At 42.7% G+C, this 19,411-nt stretch carries 19 protein-coding genes; 10 read left to right on the plus strand and 9 right to left on the minus strand.

Going from position 1 to position 19,411, the window contains the following annotated elements; genetic code table 11:
- Positions 1 to 17: 17 nt before the first annotated feature.
- The 3 genes from glmU to B4F66_RS01195 all read left to right on the plus strand — a co-directional run bounded on the left by glmU (position 18) and on the right by B4F66_RS01195 (position 3,261).
- Positions 18 to 1,391, plus strand: a complete 1,374-nt coding sequence (gene glmU, locus B4F66_RS01185) for a bifunctional UDP-N-acetylglucosamine diphosphorylase/glucosamine-1-phosphate N-acetyltransferase GlmU (protein ID WP_292358475.1) — start codon at positions 18 to 20, stop codon at positions 1,389 to 1,391.
- A 98-nt stretch (positions 1,392 to 1,489) separates the two neighbouring features.
- Positions 1,490 to 2,152 carry a hypothetical protein gene (locus B4F66_RS01190; RefSeq protein ID WP_292358473.1) on the plus strand — a complete coding sequence of 221 codons (663 nt, stop codon included), beginning with the start codon at positions 1,490 to 1,492 and terminating at the stop codon, positions 2,150 to 2,152.
- A 2-nt stretch (positions 2,153 to 2,154) separates the two neighbouring features.
- Complete coding sequence (locus B4F66_RS01195) at positions 2,155 to 3,261, plus strand: helix-turn-helix domain-containing protein (protein ID WP_292358471.1); 1,107 nt, start codon at positions 2,155 to 2,157, stop codon at positions 3,259 to 3,261.
- 314 nt (positions 3,262 to 3,575) lie between these two features.
- Here B4F66_RS01195 and B4F66_RS01200 read toward each other — a convergent pair whose 3' ends face one another.
- A complete protein-coding gene (locus B4F66_RS01200; protein ID WP_292358469.1) occupies positions 3,576 to 4,052 on the minus strand; it encodes an ester cyclase in 477 nt (158 codons plus the stop codon).
- Positions 4,053 to 4,179: 127 nt separating this feature from the next.
- On the opposite strand from B4F66_RS01200, the gene B4F66_RS01205 reads away from it, so the two are divergent.
- A complete protein-coding gene (locus tag B4F66_RS01205; RefSeq protein WP_292358467.1) occupies positions 4,180 to 4,548 on the plus strand; it encodes a winged helix-turn-helix transcriptional regulator in 369 nt (122 codons plus the stop codon).
- A gap of 31 nt (positions 4,549 to 4,579) precedes the next feature.
- On the opposite strand, the gene B4F66_RS01210 is transcribed toward B4F66_RS01205, so the two are convergent.
- Both B4F66_RS01210 and B4F66_RS01215 read right to left on the minus strand, forming a co-directional pair.
- Positions 4,580 to 5,059 (minus strand): DMT family transporter, encoded by a 480-nt coding sequence (locus tag B4F66_RS01210; RefSeq protein ID WP_292412777.1) that lies wholly within the window; start codon positions 5,057 to 5,059, stop codon positions 4,580 to 4,582.
- Between the two features lie 6 nt (positions 5,060 to 5,065).
- Complete coding sequence (locus B4F66_RS01215; protein ID WP_292358464.1) at positions 5,066 to 5,494, minus strand: DMT family transporter; 429 nt, start codon at positions 5,492 to 5,494, stop codon at positions 5,066 to 5,068.
- Between the two features lie 89 nt (positions 5,495 to 5,583).
- Here B4F66_RS01215 and B4F66_RS01220 point away from each other — a divergent pair, with 89 nt between their 5' ends.
- On the plus strand, positions 5,584 to 6,504 hold the full coding sequence (locus B4F66_RS01220) for a LysR family transcriptional regulator (protein WP_292397685.1): 921 nt from the start codon (positions 5,584 to 5,586) through the stop codon (positions 6,502 to 6,504).
- A gap of 21 nt (positions 6,505 to 6,525) precedes the next feature.
- Here the strand turns inward: B4F66_RS01220 and bfr are convergent, their stop codons facing one another.
- Complete coding sequence (bfr, locus tag B4F66_RS01225) at positions 6,526 to 7,005, minus strand: bacterioferritin (protein ID WP_292358461.1); 480 nt, start codon at positions 7,003 to 7,005, stop codon at positions 6,526 to 6,528.
- 305 nt (positions 7,006 to 7,310) lie between these two features.
- Here bfr and B4F66_RS01230 point away from each other — a divergent pair, with 305 nt between their 5' ends.
- Positions 7,311 to 9,365 carry a TonB-dependent siderophore receptor gene (locus B4F66_RS01230; RefSeq protein WP_292358459.1) on the plus strand — a complete coding sequence of 685 codons (2,055 nt, stop codon included), beginning with the start codon at positions 7,311 to 7,313 and terminating at the stop codon, positions 9,363 to 9,365.
- Between the two features lie 82 nt (positions 9,366 to 9,447).
- Here the strand turns inward: B4F66_RS01230 and B4F66_RS01235 are convergent, their stop codons facing one another.
- Both B4F66_RS01235 and B4F66_RS01240 read right to left on the minus strand, forming a co-directional pair.
- On the minus strand, positions 9,448 to 9,834 hold the full coding sequence (locus tag B4F66_RS01235) for a hypothetical protein (RefSeq protein ID WP_292358457.1): 387 nt from the start codon (positions 9,832 to 9,834) through the stop codon (positions 9,448 to 9,450).
- A 154-nt stretch (positions 9,835 to 9,988) separates the two neighbouring features.
- Positions 9,989 to 10,564, minus strand: coding sequence for a TetR/AcrR family transcriptional regulator (locus B4F66_RS01240; RefSeq protein WP_292358455.1), 576 nt, complete (start codon positions 10,562 to 10,564; stop codon positions 9,989 to 9,991).
- Positions 10,565 to 10,665: 101 nt separating this feature from the next.
- Between B4F66_RS01240 and B4F66_RS01245 the strand changes: the two genes are divergently transcribed.
- The 3 genes from B4F66_RS01245 (at position 10,666) to B4F66_RS01255 (ending at position 13,259) form a co-directional block, all read left to right on the plus strand.
- Positions 10,666 to 11,142 carry a nuclear transport factor 2 family protein gene (locus B4F66_RS01245; RefSeq protein WP_292358454.1) on the plus strand — a complete coding sequence of 159 codons (477 nt, stop codon included), beginning with the start codon at positions 10,666 to 10,668 and terminating at the stop codon, positions 11,140 to 11,142.
- A gap of 76 nt (positions 11,143 to 11,218) precedes the next feature.
- On the plus strand, positions 11,219 to 12,136 hold the full coding sequence (locus tag B4F66_RS01250) for a DUF808 domain-containing protein (protein WP_292358452.1): 918 nt from the start codon (positions 11,219 to 11,221) through the stop codon (positions 12,134 to 12,136).
- Between the two features lie 163 nt (positions 12,137 to 12,299).
- On the plus strand, positions 12,300 to 13,259 hold the full coding sequence (locus B4F66_RS01255; protein WP_292358450.1) for a diguanylate cyclase: 960 nt from the start codon (positions 12,300 to 12,302) through the stop codon (positions 13,257 to 13,259).
- 80 nt (positions 13,260 to 13,339) lie between these two features.
- On the opposite strand, the gene B4F66_RS01260 is transcribed toward B4F66_RS01255, so the two are convergent.
- Entirely contained in the window at positions 13,340 to 14,725 is a 1,386-nt protein-coding gene (locus B4F66_RS01260) for a DegQ family serine endoprotease (protein ID WP_292358448.1), read from the minus strand.
- A 21-nt stretch (positions 14,726 to 14,746) separates the two neighbouring features.
- Positions 14,747 to 15,640 carry a DnaJ C-terminal domain-containing protein gene (locus B4F66_RS01265; protein WP_292358446.1) on the minus strand — a complete coding sequence of 298 codons (894 nt, stop codon included), beginning with the start codon at positions 15,638 to 15,640 and terminating at the stop codon, positions 14,747 to 14,749.
- A 287-nt stretch (positions 15,641 to 15,927) separates the two neighbouring features.
- Here B4F66_RS01265 and B4F66_RS01270 point away from each other — a divergent pair, with 287 nt between their 5' ends.
- Complete coding sequence (locus tag B4F66_RS01270) at positions 15,928 to 17,838, plus strand: TonB-dependent receptor (protein ID WP_292358699.1); 1,911 nt, start codon at positions 15,928 to 15,930, stop codon at positions 17,836 to 17,838.
- A 73-nt stretch (positions 17,839 to 17,911) separates the two neighbouring features.
- On the opposite strand, the gene B4F66_RS01275 is transcribed toward B4F66_RS01270, so the two are convergent.
- Positions 17,912 to 19,399, minus strand: coding sequence for a RimK family ATP-grasp domain-containing protein (locus B4F66_RS01275; protein WP_292358445.1), 1,488 nt, complete (start codon positions 19,397 to 19,399; stop codon positions 17,912 to 17,914).
- Between the last annotated feature and the right edge of the window lie 12 nt (positions 19,400 to 19,411).

Consider the following 19,411-nt stretch of genomic DNA (forward strand, 5'->3'; position numbering starts at 1 on the left):
TACAAGGAATCTCCATTATGTCTCTGGCTATTATTATTCTCGCTGCCGGTAAAGGCACCCGCATGAAATCCGCCAAACCCAAGGTGATGCACACCCTGGCGGGTAAACCCATGTTACAACACGTCATTGATACCGCTAAACAGCTTTCTCCAAGCCAGTTAGCCGTAGTCTCTGGTAATGGTGCTGACGAAGTCGTGCCGTTCCTGCAAAATCAGCAAATCGATGTTGTGATGCAGCATGAACAAAAAGGCACCGGTCACGCAGTAGAGCAGGCCAAAGCCAGCTTTGTTAACAGTGAACAGGTGTTGGTGTTATACGGTGATGTACCGTTGATCACAGCGGATACGCTACAGGATTTGATTGAATCTGGTGATAACAACAGCCTGAAAGTACTGACAGCGATATTGGAAGATCCCACCGGCTATGGCCGTATTGTTCGTGATTATGATGACAATATGTTGTGTATCACCGAAGAAAAAGATGCCGACGAAGAAACCAAACTAATCAATGAAATCAACACCGGCATTATGTGTATTCCGGCTAAGTGGCTCACCGAAGCCTTATCACAGCTCGATAACAATAATACCCAGGGTGAATACTATCTGACCGATTTGATTGCCAAAGCGGTTAATCAGGGCATCGAAATTAACTCAGTCACCTGTGAAGATGAAATGGAAGTGGCTGGTATCAATAATCGCGTGCAGCTGGCTGAGGTTGAAAGTTATTATCAGCAGCTCAAAGCAACAGAATTGATGATGTCAGGTGTCACTTTCCGTGATCCGGCACGGGTGGATATCCGTGGAGATATCAAAGCAGGACAGGATATCACCATCGATATCAACGTGATTTTCGAAGGCAATAATACCATCGCCGATAATGTCAGCATCGGTGCCAACTGCATTCTTATTAATAGCACCATCCATGAAGGGGCGGAAATCCTGCCAAACAGCATTATCGAAAATGCCGAAGTGGGTACTAACTGCTCAGTAGGACCCTTTGCCAGACTACGTCCCGGCACCAAGCTCGCCGCCAAAGCCAAAGTCGGTAACTTTGTGGAAGTTAAAAATGCCAATATTGGTTTAGGTTCTAAAATCAATCATCTCAGTTATATCGGTGATACGGATATGGGGGCAGATGTAAATATTGGGGCAGGTACAATAACCTGTAACTATGATGGGGCGAATAAACATCGTACTGTAATTGGTGATCGGGTGTTTGTGGGATCGGATACGCAGTTAGTTGCGCCTGTCACTGTTGAGGATGGGGCGACGATTGGGGCTGGATCAACGATTCGGAAAACGGCACCTGCAGATTCGTTGACGTTGACTAAGTCGGAGCAGAAGACGGTTAAGGGGTGGCAGCGGCCGATAAAAAAGAAAAACACTGGTTAACAAATTAGATTAAACCCTCCTTTCTAGTTGACAAAATAAAAAATAAGCAATATTCTGGCCGGCATGCATATGCACTCATCTCTAGAGGTCTCGTAATTATGTCAACAGAATTTAAATCTCCTTTCGAAGTTTGCTCGGCCTTTAACGAGGAGCAGTTAAATATAATAGCACGCGAGATTTTAGATATTGCAGAGCAGACAAGGCTATCAAACACTGGTGAATACGACGACAGGTATACATTTGAGACAACTTTACATGGAAGACTTAGACAGTTATTTATTAAGCTCAGCCATGATGCCGGAAAACCTTGGCTAACCTTAGCTAGTACAGGCATGGACTACGTGCCCAAACTTAATAATATACCTTTAAGGGTTTTTAGAGATGAGCCTCGCTCTCCCCGCAAAAGAATAAAAATCTTTAACCAGAATGAAATAGAAAAAGGTCAATTAGTCCTTTTATTAGAAGATTATGATGAATATGAACAAAGTAATCAGGATCTCTACTGGAGATTAATGGTCGTAGCTCCAACAGTTATAGGTATTGGAGACGAGATTGTTGATTTAGAAGATGACTTTAAAGTAGCCCTAGCTGGCTATCACCCTATTAATAATTCTTTGGTGTCATTGTGGTATTCGGATGACAGAGTCAACAATAAATTCCAATCCGTTGGAGATAGGTTAATTCAAGAAAAGCCAATCGAGAGAAAACAAGTAGCTTTAAAAATAATAGAAAAACAAAAAACAGAACATTCGGATAAGTAAAAATGAATGAAATTCAAGGTCTGCAAATATATCGCAGCGATAAGCTCCGTTTGGCAAGGCTTGCTAAAGGACTTTCTTTAGATAATATTGGTTCAATTCTCAATGTAACAAGACAAAATGTCTCCAAAATGGAGTCAGGACAAGAGCCTAAAGATTCACAATTTGAGCTGCTATGCAAGGAGCTAGGTGTAGAAAAGAGTTTTTTTTATTCTGAACGAGGAGCACCAGTTGTTGAAGAGCAGTGCCACTTCAGAAGTATAAGAACTAGAACAAAGACAATTACAAACACAGTCATGGCTAGAGCGGAGATTTTGACAAATCTTATTTCTGAAATTGAGAGTTATTACGATTTAAATGATTTTCGAGTAAATTTTGATAATGATTTTGAAAATATTAACGCTGCAAGTATTGAAAAACTATCTGATTTATTAAGGCGAGAATGGGAGTTAGGTTTAGGTCCTATTTCTGACATAACAATTGTTTTAGAAAATGCAGGTGTAATTATTACTACGGTCGATGGGGTTGATGAAAAAGTTGATGCCTTTTCATTATCAACAAAGCGTCCAATTATTATTCGTAATAATGCCAAAAATAATCCATGTAGGTATCGCTTTGACTTAGCACATGAATTAGGTCATTTAATTATGCATGAGGGCATTGATACAGGCTGTAAATTAACAGAAAAACAGGCTAACTATTTTGCTAGTGCTTTCTTAATGCCGAAAGTAACCTTCAGTAAGGCAATAGAAAGCTTTCCAATAACCAGAGGTACTAAGAGCTTAAATTGGAAAAATATCTATAAATTGAAACTGTATTTCAAGGTTAGTTTCAAAGCGTTATTATTCAGAGCCAAGACTTTAGGTCTGGTATCTGAAGATCAGATGCGTTCTGGTTATATGTATATTAATAAAAAGGGATGGGCAAAAGGTGAACCATTAGATGAACAAATTCCATTTGAACAGCCTGCGTTATTGGAATCAATGATTAATGGGATTGGCTTCGGATCATGGAAAAGAGTTTTAGTAAAATTAGGTTTAACTGAGAATGTCATAAAAGAGTTTTTGCCAGACATTAGCTTTCCCGAGAATAAATTGAGAGCAGTAAAATAAGTAAAGTACATGCTTCATGAGATTAAGCTGAATATCTCAACCTCATTTATTTCGCATGATTGCGAGTCAGGGAATTGCGTGCCCAATTCCCTAACAACCCAAGGGCACCCCTTGTGCTGGCCTGCGGCTTCCCAATAAAAATAGTTATCTCAGGGAAATCGAAAAACTCGCTGCGCTCAAACATTCCGATTTCTAATCCTGAGATAACTATTTTTATCGGCAGCACAAAAGGGGATTTGGGAAGTAGCAGTTCGTTTGGTTACTGAAAATAAAGCAAAAAAAGCAGAGCCGAAGCCCTGCTTTTTGAATAACGATTACTTAGCTTGTAACTGAGTGAATAAGGTATGCAAATCCATCACATCCCAATGTTCAGCTAATTTTCCATCTTCAATTCTGAAGATATCAATCGCATCAAACTTATACTCGGCTTGAGTGGCTGGAATGCCCAGCCATTCATTTTCATGGGTACCTGAATAAGTCCCGTAGACCCAAACGAATTCATCATTAGCGATGATGTTTTTCAGCTCATAATGAAAGTCGGGGATAGCGGCAAACCAGTCAGCAAAAAAGGCTTTAAATCCTTCGCTGCCTTGGGCGACGGCAGGGTTATGCTGGATGTAATCTTTTTTCATATATGCATCCAGATTAGAGAGGTCTTTATTAACAAATACCTCGCCAGCAAAATTGCTCAACAAAGTTAAGTTTGGGTTTGTGTTTTGATCAGCCATTGCGTGTGTTCCACTAAATAATAAAGTTGTAAATGCGATGATGTTTAAAAAATAACGTTTCATGATGTTTTCCTTTGAGTTGCTTTTAATTGGCAAGAGAAATACTATGAGTGACGGTATCTTTCCGCAAGAAGGCACTTTAAAGTGCTATACATACTAAAAAGTGACTATAAAATGGAAACAATGGCTTATGGCTGAATGGAATGTCTATAATAAAAACTGTCCCACCCGTTTAGTGCTGGATCGGATTGCGGATAAGTGGACAGTACTTACTGTGGGGGCTTTGGCTGAAGAGACAAAACGCTTCGGGCAGCTACGTCGGGAGCTGGATGGTATTTCACAGAAAATGCTGACGCAAACCCTTCGAGGACTGGAACGTGATGGCCTGGTTAACCGTAAGGTCTATCCGACCGTTCCACCAAAAGTGGAGTATTCATTAACACCGCTTGGGCAAACTCTGATCGATTTATTAGATGGCATTAAAAATTGGTCAGAAGGTAATATTGAGTATGTACTGGAAGCTCAGCAGGCTTATGACACCCTACCGAATGAGTTCTAATATTTATAAAAAACCACTCGTTTTAATTTATTTACTGTTCATTTAATAGAAGTGCTGCTTCGCGTCTTTTATTGCTCAAATAAATCATGGCTATCGCGCCAATCAATAATATAGCCGCAAGATAACGTTCTGCATCAAGGGTGATTACGGCGTTATTCAGCCAGCCAAAGTGGTCAATCAATAAACTCATCATCAATTGGCCGGAGATAACCGAAACGGTAGTGCCTGCGATACCTATTCTCGGCACGGCGAAGACGACAACGACCATATATACCACACCGAATAACGCACCGATAAGTTGCCATTTCGGAGCGGTGAGTAGTGTTTGATCGTGGGGAGATTCAAAAAAGAAAAACAGCAGAAAGGTTATCGCAAAGCCGACAATAAACGTCAGCCATGAGCTGGCGATGACGCCGACTTTATTACCAAGATTACCGTTTATTGAGGATTGCACCGATAAAGCAATGCCGCCGAGTGTAAGCATTAAGATGGTTAATGTGAATGTCATCATGTGTTCCTAACTTAATAACCAAAGAGCGGACAGAATCATGACGATAGCCATGATGCGATAAGGATCAATGGATCGTTTTACCGAGCCCAGTAGACCGTAGTGATCAATGACCAGACTCATGGCGATTTGTCCCAGTAACACGCTGGTCATGGTGACACCGAGACCAACAATGGGCGTGCCAATTGTCAGAAACACTACATACAACGGTCCTAATACGCCGCCAGTTAATAACCATTTGGGTTGATTAAACAATTTGTTGAGATCGGTTTTGACAAAAAAGATCAGGATCAGTGACAAAATAATTGAGCCGATCATAAAGATGGATAAGGTGGCCGCGAGATGACCGACTTGAATACCCAATGGTCCCAGCAATCCGGCTTCAATGGACAACCCCATCCCAGCGATGAGTACCAATAGGTAAATAATGATCTGCACGAATGTCGTTTCCTGAGTAAAAGTTGTGGTGATTGTCTATTGATGCTTAAATTCAATCAATAACGTAAATAACAATAGATAATTGCACTATGAGCATGAATGTTTTGAAAGTATTTGTGGCTGTGGCACAGGCAGGTAGCTTTGTAGCTGCTTCAAGAGTATTGGATTTACCGCCTTCATCTGTTTCACGTTATATCGCTGGATTGGAAAAATCATTGGGTCAGCGGTTGTTTTATCGTCATACTCGAGCGGTCAAGCTAACGGAAGTGGGGGAGATCTATTTTGCTGAGGTCAGAGAAGCACTGATTAGTATTGAACTGGCAACCGAGCTTGCTAAGGGAAGTGCTTTGGTGCCCCAAGGCAATCTAAAAATCAATGCTCCAGTGTCTTTTGGACGATTGCATCTAACCAAATTACTTCACAAGTTTCAGCGACAATATAAAGATATAAACATCGAGCTGGTATTAACAGATAGTTATATTGATCCGATCATCGAGGGCGTGGATGTTGTAATCCGTATTGGGGGAATGGCCGATTCCAGTTTGAACTATAAAAAAATTGCCAATGAAAAGTATGATTTGTGTGCTGCACCTGAGTATGTGGATTCAATGGCTGAGCTGTCAGAACCAAAGGGGCTGATTCAGCATAATTGTCTAATTTATAAGGGCAGTATGGGACGGCGGAGCTGGTTTTTTAGACCCAATGCAGAGGCAAAATTTGAAGGCATTGAGGTCACCGGAAATTTATATAGTAACAATGCCGATATTCTGGTTGATGCGGCCGTTGCAGGGCAAGGAATTGTGTTGTTCCCACGCTGGCTGATAAGCAAGTATCTTCAATCCGGTGAATTGGTGCCTTTACTACAATCATGGGAAGCATCAGAAAAAGCCGAACCACAAAAGATTTATGCGCTTTATCCAGCGAATCGGTTGAAATCTTCTAAAGTCAGATATTTTCTAGATGCTATGTCAGGCTACTTTGGCGAAGAGAAACCGTATTGGGATGCGTAAAATCAATTAAAAAATAGTCATTTATGCTTCAGCTAGCGTCATGGCTTGCTGGTAATTTCTCAAACCCATTTTATCAATTAACCCTAGCTGTTGTTCCAACCAATGGGTGTGATCTAGTTCGGTATCTTCCAGTTGTTTAAGTAACATCTGGCGTGTTTCGTAATCATCTTCTTTTTCACACAGCGCGATACCTTCCCGCAGATTTTTGACCACAGCGTATTCCAGATCCAGATCGTTTTGCAGCATTTCCGGTACGGTGTGACCTACACGTAACGGTTCGCGGTGTGTCAGGTCGGGCATGCCTTCCAGAAACAAAATACGCTTGATCATCTGATCGGCATGGTCGGTTTCATCCTGCATTTCATGAGAAATACGGTTATATAATCGTGTCAGCCCCCAGTCTTCGTATATTCTGGAATGAATGAAATATTGGTCCATCGCGGTCAGTTCACCGGCGAGGAGGTTATTAAGTAAATCAATGACTTTTTGGCTGCCTTTCATAAGCGTTTTCCTTTTGGTAATCAAGTTTGGGCTGAGGCGTTATTTTATGTAAAGCTTGACTCATCAACTGGCACTTGTCACGGGTATTTGCCAATTTAAACAAATTTGTACGGCAAAGCTTGCAACACACTTAAACCAAAATCCGTTTTGTGATTTCAAACATACAAATTGACAGAATTGTTACATTTCTTTACATTATGCAAATCTAAATCACTATCATTTAGCTTTAATAAATCGTTTGGGAATCTGTAATGTATCCATCTGTTCAAAAAAACCGGTTGTTTTGTGCCCCGGCCGTCTTAGCTATGTTCGTATTTACAGCTAATGCTATCGCTGAAGAAACCGAAGAAAAGTCTCTGGATTTGCCGACAGTAGAAGTAACTTCGACTGGTGCTGATTCGTTAGGTTATATCGAGCTGGAAGAAGAACCAGTTGTTGGTAAATTAAATGTGCCGATAATGGATCAGCCATTTTCGATGTCTATTATCGATGATGATTTCATGAAAGATACTGGGGCAAAAAATATTCAGGATGCTCTACAGTATACCTCCGGTGTTTACTCTGGCGCATTTGGTGCTGATACCCGAATCGATAGTGCTAAAGTCCGCGGTATTTCCCCTGGCCTTTACCTTGATGGTTTAAGACAACTCTATGGTTCGTATAACAGTGTTCGAACCAACGTTTATGCATTGGAAAGTATTGAGGTACTGAAAGGACCTTCATCCATGTTATACGGACAGGGGGATCTGGGTGGGGTTATCAATTCGGTTTCAAAATTACCAAAAGCTGAACAGCAAGGTGAGATATGGGGACAATATGGTTCTCATAATCGTAAGCAGATTGCATTTGATGTGACTGGCCCTGCGACAGATGACGGCAAACTGCTGTATAGAGTTGTTGGTTTACAACGAGATGCTGATACTCAGGTCGATCATGTTGAAGATGATGGTTATGTAATTGCTCCATCTATAACGTGGCGTCCCACAGATGACACAACATTTTCTTTCTTATTAAATCGCCAGGAAAATAGAGGCCAGGTTTCTGCTCAGTTTTTGCCACAAACCGGCACACTTGATCGAGGACCTTTAGGTTATGTCGGTTCAGAAACCTTTGTTGGTGAGCCTGACTGGGATAGATATGATAGAGAGAAAACGGAATTAACTTTCTTTTTTGATCACAAATTTAATGATATTTGGTCATTTTCTACTACCGCTCGTTACACAGAATCTAGTACCAAAACTCGCGAGCATTGGGCCAGGGTGGGAGCAGTTGTTTCTCCTGAAGGCAATATTGCACGAAGTATTCATACAGCTGATCGTCAAACTAGAATTTTTAATCTGGATACGCGTCTTTCAGGTGTCTTTGATTTGGGTATAACCCGTCATAACCTAATTATTGGCTGGGATAGACAGGATGCATTATGGGAGGAAGAAAATTATATTTCTAATTCAACCGGTGGTGGAATTATTAATCTTTATGATCCGCAATACGGAAACTTAAATACTGCAGCCCTAGCGAATCCGGTAGATCGTGATGATAATGAAATACAACAAGTTGGTATCTACCTGGCTGATCATATTGAAATTGGGAAAGTGGTTTTATCGGCTGGTTTACGGCGTGATTTCGCCAAAAACCGGAAACTTGCTGTAAACGGACCCAATGTCACGAGTGATGAGCAGGAAACAACTGGCAGAGTTGGATTAATGTACAGGTTTGATAATGGTTTATCGCCTTATATCAGTTACTCCGAAGCATTTAGCATGAACCTCGGTACTGATGGCACTTCTGCAGCCAATACCTTAAAACCCACCACCGGTGAGCAACAAGAAATTGGTATTAAATATCTCTCTCCAGATAAAACATTGGCTGTCACAATGGCTTATTTCGATATTACGGAAACCAATCGTATCGTTCAGGGACAGACTCCTGGTGGTGTTGAGCAGGTTGGTTCAGTCATTGATGGTTGGGAACTGCAAATTAACAAACGCTGGCAGAACTTCGAAACTCAATTTGCTTATACGGACTTAAACGCAAAAAATGATAATACCGGAGACCGACTGTCTGCTTTGGCTGAAAAAACTGGTTCATGGTGGAATAAACTCTACCTGGGAAATCATTGGCGTGTTGGTGCGGGCATTCGCTATATTGGTGATGTCGTAGGTGGCGGCGGCGCTCCGGAGATTCCTTCTGAAACGCTATATGACGCCATGATTGGTTATGCCGTAGGTGATTGGGATTTCACTGTTGATGCGAAAAACCTGACTGATGAAGAATTTATTTCCTGGTGTCGTGGAGAAGGTTTTGATTGTGGTTACGGCGAACGTCGTAGCGTAGCGGCTAATGTGCGTTACAGCTTCTAATTAAAATAAACCATAGAAAAGCCCCGAATGGGGCTTTTCTTTTATAACTAAAACGATCTGCCAGTTATCAATGAACAGTCAATTATCGATAATAGCGATGTTCCCGATGTTCATAATTCCGATGATTTCCTCTGGATTCGTAGCGGTACTGGTCACGGTGATTATCGTAGTCACGATAGGATTTCGGATGTTGTTTATGCTTTGAATAATATTTTTTTGGCTGGTGGTAATGGTGTTTATGTTTTGAATAATACTTTTTGGGTTGATTGTAATAATGCTTGTTATAGCTGTAACGAGGAGCATGGTGTTGTACGACATAATCATGATGGCGGTGATCCACATAGCCGGTTGGATACCCAAGCCCGATATTTATTCTGACATCGGCTCTGGCCTGATTTACTGAAAAACCGATGATGAATAATGAAAACATCAGCAGTATGGATGTTTTGGTAATTTTTGAATTAGCCATTATGCTTACCTCACTTTAAGAGCCTTGTAACTGATAAGCAGCTTAGGTCTTTTCTTTGTAAGTTTGGTTCAAGCTATGTAAATGTAGGTAAATATTAAGATAAATGCAGAGCTTATGATGATTAAGCGGCTTTTTTTCTATCAAGCGCCACTATTCAGCTCAGATAGGCGGCCAACACAATCCAGGTCATCGCTTTAGCTTTTTGTGCTGCCGTTAAATCACCCTGGACATGGGCCGTCACTATAGCCCCTTCTTTTAACAGGCTAATGGACTCGGTGACATATTGAATGGCTAACTCGCTAATTCCCAAGGCACGAATCTGTCTTTCAATTAAGCTGTTAACTCTGGTTTTATGCTGCTGGCATTGTAGATATACGGGATGGTTTGGATCGTTATATTCCGCACAAGTGTTAATAAAAAAACAGCCATGGAAATCTGTTAGCACATCAACACGATTATGGATCCAGTCATCAACTGCATCAAATAATTCATTCAGTCCATCATAGCCTGGTTTTACCTGTTCAAGCCGCGACGCTAGCCAGTTGTAAAATTTATCATCACGATATTCGACTACTGCCTGTATTAATTCTTCTTTACTGGCAAAGTGATGATAGAGGGTTTTTTTCGCAATCCCGGCTGTTTGCAGAATCTGATTAATTCCTACGGCATGAATACCATTTTGATAGAACAGATTAAATGCGGTGTGAATTAATTGCTGACGTTTATCCATAGTGAACACCTATAAAAACTTCACCAAGTTTGACAGAGGTATACCGATCTGTCTATTCTTGATGTAGACAAATCGGTATACCTTAAATTGGGAGAGATACAATGCAACAAAATGAACAGAAGCCCCCATTTCCACCCTTTACAATCGAGACAGCGAAACAAAAAGTTCGAATGGCTGAAGATGGTTGGAATAGTCGTGATCCGGAAAAAGTTGCTTTAGCTTACACCGTCGACAGTCAGTGGCGAAATCGTGCGGAATTTCCTGTTGGACGAGAACAGATCAAAGCTTTTTTACAGAAAAAATGGCAGCGCGAAATGGAGTATCGATTGGTAAAAGAGCTTTGGGCTTTTACCGAAAATCGGATTGCGGTTCGCTTTGCCTATGAATGGCATGATGAACAAGGTCAGTGGTATCGCTCGTATGGTAACGAGAACTGGGAATTTGACGAAAATGGGTTGATGAAAACCCGTTATGCCAGCATTAACGATCTGCCTATAAGTGAAGCTGAACGCAAACTGGTTTGGCCACAGGGCCGACGTCCGGATGATTATCCTGGCCTCAGTGAGATGGGACTATAAATAACAATATTATCTGCTAATCAATCAACAAACATCTCTATAATCCACAGGTAATTAACTACCTAGAGAGAAAGTTATGGCCAGCGTTGGTTTACTTGCATTAATTGATGATATTGCCACGTTACTTGACGATGTAACGCTGATGACAAAAGTCGCCGCCAAGAAAACAGCCGGTGTATTGGGCGATGATCTTGCCTTAAATGCTCAGCAGGTTAGTGGCATTGATGCCAGCAGAGAATTACCTGTTGTCTGGGCTGTCGCTAAGGGATCTTTAATAAATAAACTGATTCTGGTTCCGGCTGCCTTGGCAATTAGTGCTTTTTTGCCATGGCTGGTCACTCCATTAATGATGCTGGGAGGCTTATATCTTTGTTTTGAAGGCGTTGAGAAGTTGGCCCACAAGTACATTCATGATGAGGCAGAAGACGACGCGCATCATAATGAATTAGTCCATGCTGTGACGACACCTGAAATTGATATTGCTGAATTCGAAAGGAGCAAAATCAAAGGGGCGATACGTACAGACTTTATTTTATCTGCAGAAATCATTGTTATTTCATTAGGCGTTGCTCAAGGCGCTCCGATAATGACACAAACTATCGTGGTTTCATTAATTGCCTTAGTAATGACCTTTGGTGTTTACGGCTTAGTCGCCGGAATTGTCAAATTTGATGATGCCGGATTGGCCCTGATTACAAGCGCAGGAAAAGACTGGTTTGCAAAAGTTAAACGTGCAGTGGGACAGAGCATTTTATGGCTTGCCCCCAAATTTATGAAATTTTTATCAGTCGTTGGAATGTTGGCTATGTTTCTGGTTGGCGGCGGAATTTTGGTGCATGGTTTAGCTTTTTTGCATCACTGGCTGGAAAGCCTGAATGTAGGAAATGCGGTGGGTGCTTTTATCGTTCCACAACTTTTTAACGCAGGAGTGGGTGTTGTTGCAGGCGCTGTAGTGCTACTAATGATTCAAGGCATTAAACGGGTTGTGAAATAAGGAGTTTTAATCTCAACAAAAAGCATTTGAAGTGGACACACTTTTGCAATTTATTTTGCAGGAATATCCTCCCAAGCTTGTATAGGAAAAATACATTCCGTATAAAGAGGTAACTTATATGCCGGAATAGTATGGAATACGATTTTTCTGGGAGAAGATAATCTTGGATAGTCTTCAGCAACAGCAGTTTGCTATTAATCTGATGGAGCATTTAGTTACAGCAACTTTTGTGCTTGATGACACAGGAAAAGTGATTATCTGGAATAAAGCCTGTGAACGGCTGACCGGTATTAAAGCCTCAGAAGTAATTGGTACCGATAACCACTGGCAGGCCTTTTATTCCGAAAAACGACCCTGCCTGGCAGACCTGCTGGTGCAAAATCGCATTGATGAGCTCGATAAACTATATGTTTACCATGCTGAACCTTCAGCCTATGGTAAAGGCTATCAAGCAGATAACTGGTGCTATCTGCCACGAATAAACCGAAGGCTTTATATCGCTTTTGATTCAGGCCCAATCTATGATTTTCAGGGGAATCTGATTGCAGTAGTCGAAACCATGCGGGATATGACGGAATATAAGACAGTTCAGTCCGCACTGGAAAAGCTGGTAGAAATAGATGACCTGACTGGCCTTTCAAATCGACGCTATCTGGCAGAGCATCTGGAAACAGAATGGTCAGCTGCATTAGCCAATAAAAATCATTTTTCTATCATCATTGCAGATATAGATTTTTTTAAACAGTTCAATGATACCTATGGTCACCAGACAGGCGATGAATGCTTAAAATCAGTTGCGAATGTGATGCAGCAAAGTTTACTTCGAGCAACTGATGTTGCCATCCGTTTTGGAGGTGAAGAGTTCTGCGTATTATTGCCGAATACCAGGCCTAAAGACGCAATAGATATTTCTGAACGGATGCGTCAAAACATTTATGACATAGCGTTAGAGCATAAAACCAGCAGCGTGGCAGATTACGTAACAATAAGTTGTGGGGTGGCCAGCATGGTGCCTACCGGTGAGAAACAGGCCGCAGACTTAATTAAACAGGCTGATGAGGCACTTTACCAGGCAAAAGCCGCATGTAGGAATCGAACAGTAGAATATCAACACGATTTATAGGTTAAAAAAACCAAGGATCTACCCAGTTGCTGTCCGAGAATCTTGGTGATGGCGCGGAGCTGGGCTCCGCGCCAGAGTCCTTATCGTAATAGCAAGAACATAGCCTGATTATCCCGGACAATATTAAGTAATAACTCCGGTTGATTAGAAACCAGTTGTTTGAATTGTTCGAGGTTGGCAACCGGTTGACGATTGACCGAGGTGACAATGTCATAACTACGTAAACCTGCGACCCAGGCCGGGCTGCCACGTTCAACCGAGTACAGCATAATGCCTTGAATTCTGCCGTAGGCAGGTGAGCTTTGTTCGATATCACCAAAAGTGGCGCCTCGCAGTTTCGGATGCACATCGCCAGTTTGGGTTTTACTGGATTGGACTTCAGTAACTTTTGCCGTCAGGGTCTTTTCCTTGCCATTACGAATGATGTCCAGCTTGATAGTCTGGCCCACCATCAATAAACCGATGGTATTACGCAGGTTATCAGCGTTTAACAGCGAAACGCCATCGACAGCGGTCACCACATCACCCACTTTTAAACCCGCTTTTTCAGCAGCAGAATCTTTAATTACATTGGTTACTACGGCGCCGCCACGGTTGTCTTCAATACCAAATGCCTGAGCGAGTTCTGGGGTAATGTCTTGCATCTGTACACCCAGATAAGCACGACGAACTTCTCCATATTCCAGTAACTGATCAGTAATCTGTTTGACAAGATTACTCGGAATAGCAAAGCCAATCCCTACATTACCGGATTGATTCGGTGAAAAAATAGCGGTGTTAATACCCACTAATTCACCTCGCAGATTAACTAATGCACCGCCCGAATTACCGGGATTGATGGAAGCATCGGTTTGAATAAAGTTTTCGTAACCTTCAAGTCCCAGACCGCTCCGTCCCAAAGCACTGACAATACCGGATGTCACTGTTTGGCCAAGGCCGAACGGATTACCAATAGCGACCACAAAATCGCCAACCCGCAGTCTGTCGGAATCCGCCAGTGGCAGAGCGGTAAGTTTTTCGGGGGGAATGCGAATCACGGCCACGTCAGTTGCTGGATCGCTGCCTACTACTTCAGCCTGAAAGGTACGGCCATCGTGCAGGGATACAGTAATTTCGTCTGCACGCTGAATCACATGATTATTGGTTAATACCAGACCTTCTTTAGCATTAACAATAACGCCACTCCCCAGGCTTTGGGCCTGACGAGTACGGGGTTGCTGTTGTTGAGGTAAATTAAAAAAACGTCGGAAAAACGGATCATTTAATAATGGATTATCCTGAATTCTGACTTCACTACGTGTGGCAATATTCACCACGGCAGGTTTGGATTGATCCAGCATCGGTGCAAGCGTGGGCATTTGATTATCATCATCCAGCCATGGCAAAGGCAGGGCAGCCACCGCAACCTGCGTCAACAGAGTTACACCGGCCAACCAGATAACAGCAGATTTCAGTTTATTCATCATTTTGTCTCTACCTCAAAATGCTTATTCAATGTTCTCTCTTGGATTAAACGGAAGTTTTTCAGCCATTTGCTGATAAAACTTTTTCGCTTCGGCAGTCGTCGCCGGAGGAGTCATTATCTGTAAAACCACAAATTGATCACCGGGCGTTTTAGCGGGAAGCCCGCGGCCTTTCAAACGCATTTTTTGACCACTTCGAGTGCCCGCAGGGATATTCAAACTAATTTTTCCAGCTAAAGTTGGGGCGGTAATTTTGGCACCTAATGCTGCTTCCCATGGCGTAATTGGCAAATCCAGGTAGACATCCTTGCCTTCCAACCGATAAAGCGAATGTGGGGCAATCTGGATTTCCAGATATAAATCACCCGCTTTACCACTCATTCCAGCTTTACCTTGTCCGCTTAAACGAATTTTTTTACCCGGTTCGATGCCGGCAGGGATCTTGACGTTAACGGTACCCGTTTGCGTGGCACCGGCAGGACGGCGAATCGATTTATTCGCGCCGTTAAACGCATCTTCCAGTGAAATAGTAATTTTGGCGCTTACATCCTCACCACGGGCAAAAAAGTTATCCTGTTGACCGCCGCCCATTCCGCCCATGCCACCAAACATGTTTTCAAAAAAGCTGCTGAAATTACCCTGACCGAAGCCACCGACATTTTCCTCCCAGCCTGGAGGTGGAGAAAACGATTGACCGTGACGGAACTGTCCACCAAACTGGTCATATTGTGCACGCTTTTCTTTATCGCGCAGCACCTCATAAGCCTCACCGACTTCTTTGAACTTTTCTTCGGCATTCACCTCTTTGCTGACATCAGGGTGATATTTCCTAGCCAGTGTGCGATAGGCTTTTTTTATCTCCTCTGGTGTTGCTGTCCGGCTTACGCCAAGGATTTTGTAATAGTCTTTGTATTCCATGGGCTCATTCGAAAAAAATTGATCTGGGTCATTAGATGGGGATGATAGGACGTTTTTCAACGTCAATTAAGGATTTTTCTGATGTGTTGTAAAAAGACAACATGAGAAAATTCGTTAAATTTTTACAACATATAATCTAGGAACCATAGCTCATGCCAACCTTACGCAAATTACCCATATTGATGGCCCTGGCCAGCATGAATATCGCCTTACCTGCTTAAGCTCAGGAAGAAGAGGACTTATCTCTGGACGAGCTGGTTGTTACCGGCACCCGCTCGGGAACGCCAATCCTCGATTTAGCGGGGAATACCGGCAGAATTTCAGAAGAAGAAATCGATTTGGTTCGCCCGGATCACATCACCGAAATCGTCAATCGTGTCAGTGGTGTCAATATTCAGCGCGGTAATGGCCAGGAGCATCTGACTTCAATTCGTTCGCCAGTGTTAACCGGTGGTGCCGGTGCCGGGTCATTTCTGTTTCTGGAAGATGGTATTCCATTACGCGCAGCGGGCTTCGCTAATGTAAATGGTCTGTTTGAAGTTAATTATGAGCAAGCTGGCGGGATTGAAGTAGTGCGCGGTCCAGGTAGTGCCTTGTATGGTTCTAACGCCGTCCACGGCTTAATCAATGTTTTAAGTCGCGCCCCCTCCCTGGAACTTGAGCGAGAAATTGATCTTTCCATTGGGCCACATGATTTGTATCAAATGAAAGGTACAGTGAGCGATACCATTGGACAGCATGGTTACCGCTTAAGCGTAAATGGAACAACTGACGGCGGCTATGTCAGTGACTCGGGCTACGATCAGCAAAAAGTCAGCTTTCGTCATGATTATTATGGCGATATCGACAGCTTTAAAACCTTATTCAGCCATACCAATCTCAATCAGGAAACCGCTGGTTATATCACAGGATTTAGAGCCTATGAAGATGAAAGTCGCTCGCGTACCAATCCTAATCCTGAAGCCTATCGTGATGCTAAATCGACCCGGTTATCCACCGAGTGGGAACGCCAGTTAACAGACTCTTCTACCTTTAGATTAACCCCTTATCTGCGCCATACAGAAATGGAATTTTTGATGCATTTTCTACCAGGACAGCCGGTGGAGAATAACAAACATAGCAGCGTGGGACTTTTAGCTGCTTATACCAAGGATCTGGATGGCGGCCACAAAGTTATTTTCGGGACAGATTTTGAATATACAGAAGGAGAGCTTTCTGAGGTTCAATTTAATCCAACCATATTTGGACAATTTTTACAGGGTGTTCATTATGACTATGAAGTGGATGCCACAGTCGTTGCCCCTTATGTGCACAGTGAATGGCAGGTATTGGACAGAACTCGTGTCACCGCAGGTGTACGCTATGAATACACTAAATACGACTACACCAACAACACTGATTCACGCGAATTTGGTACGCGATATTTACGTCCAGATAGCGGTAAAGACACATTTAGTAACTTAAGCCCCAAACTAGGTTTAGTTCAAGAGCTTACCGATAATACTGCTGCATTTATCAACTATGCTCGCGGTAATCGCGCACCACAGACTACCGATTTGTACCGTGCCCAGATTGGACCTTCGCGTACCGGTGGTGCTGATTCAGAGTCTATTGATAGCATTGAGATCGGGGTTCGTAAGGTGGGAGATGGCTTGCAGTATGAAATTGCTGCTTATCATATGAAGAAAGATGACTATTTCTTTACTGATACAAACAACGAAAATGTTCCTGATGGTAAAACTAACCATACTGGTCTGGAGCTTGGCATGTTTTACCCGTTTAATGAATTGTTTGATATTGGTGCAAATGTCACTTTTGCCAAGCATGAGTATGACTTCAACAAGCCAGGAAGCGGTATCGAAAAAGGTGACTATTTAGTAACTGCGCCTAAAAGAATGGGGAATATTCGGCTGGGTTGGAATGTAACACCAGTTACTCGTGCTGAACTAGAGTGGGTGCATATGAGTGAATATTACATTACTGATGGCAATGACAAGAAGTACGACGGCCACGATGTGTTTAATTTGCGGGCGTCCCATGATGTCACCAATAATCTGACGCTGTACGGGAAAGTGCACAACCTGTTTAACACTGAATACGCTGAACGTGCTGACTTTGGTGGCGGTGGTGGTGGCGATTATCGCTATTTTGTAGGTGAAAAGCGTTATCTACATGTAGGCGCCAGCTACTCGTTTTAAATCGCCATAAGTTAAACCAAAAAAAGCGGTGGTTGAATTATCAGCCACCGCTTTTTTTATATCTAAGGAATGCTTAAGACTGACGATGCGCTTTACGAGCTTCGAGCCGACGTAAAAATTCCCGCATGATATCGTCATATAAAGCCGGTCCCAGATAGGCATCTTCTACGCCGCTATCGATACTGGGATTGTCGTTAATTTCAATTAATACGACTCGACTTCCGCTTTGTTTGATATCGATACCGTAAAGACCATCTCCTACCAATTTCGCCGATTTTGCCGCGATTTTAAGTACTTTTTCCGGAACTTCAGAAATAGGCACCGCGGCTGATTTACCGGAATCCGTGCCTTTTTTGGTATTGTGGTTATAAATCTGCCAATGGCCTTTACTCATAAAATACTGGCAGGCATAAATCGGTTTGTTATTAAACACTCCAATACGCCAGTCGTAATCGGTAAACATAAATTCCTGCAACAGGATTATTGCCGATTGTTGGAAAAACTCTGCGGCATTGCTTCGCAGTTCATCGGCATTATTCACCTTGATAACACCTTTGGAAAAAGCGCCATCAGGAATCTTCATTACCAAAGGGAAAGTCGCTTCAGCACAAATTTTTTCCAGACCGGTTTTATCGTTTCGATAGAGCAAATGTGATTCCGGCATCGGCAAGTTATGCTTTTCCAGCAGCTCTTTCAGGTAGATCTTGTTGGTACAGCGAATGATTGAAGTCGGATCATCAATTACGACCAATCCTTCACTTTCCGCCCGCCGGGCAAATTTGTACGTGTGATTATGAATCGCTGTGGTCTCACGGATAAATAAAGCGTCATATTCGGCAATACGGATATAGTCACGCGGCGTGATCAGCTCGACATCAATACCGATACGTTTACCACTGGCGATAAAGCGTTTTAATGCCGTGGCATCACTGGGCGGCATTTTTTCATCGGGGTTGTGGAGAATGGCCATGTCATATCGGTATTGGCGACGCTTTGAAGGTTTGCGCCATAACTTATGACTGAATGCATCCAAAGCATTGGCGAAGTTATCCTGCTCACTGTCAGTGAGCTGATTAAGCGGAGCAGCCTTGATGGCAGAAATTAACCAGTGCCCTTTGTGGCTGAACTCGATTTCGATGATAGGACAGGGATACTGTTCAAAAATCTGTCTTGCCAGCTTCTGCAGGCCTTTAAATTCACATTGGCCAAAGAATACTTTCAGCTTAAAACTGGTTTCAGATTGTTTATCACTGGCCGCAATGACTTTATCCAGGTGCGTACCAAAATCCGATAAATCGTAGGCATAAAGACTTTTACGGGATAAGTCATTAATGGTGCGCAAACTCGGCATCACCCGATGACCACGTGCTTCAGCTACCATTGAGCAGTAATAGCCGGGACTTAAATATTCAAGGCCGTGACAGAGGTTAATAATTTGCGCACGCTCACTCGCACTGGGGGAGGGGGTTTGCAGATAATCATCCACTGCGATGACCTGCGCGCTTGGGAAGTAAGGTGCCCAGTCTTCGATATTTTCAAGAATTATCAAATGGTTAGTCATATGACTTTAGCG

Origin of the sequence: Methylophaga sp. UBA3603 (genome assembly GCF_002375335.1) — a bacterium.
Taxonomy (GTDB): Bacteria; Pseudomonadota; Gammaproteobacteria; order Nitrosococcales; family Methylophagaceae; genus Methylophaga.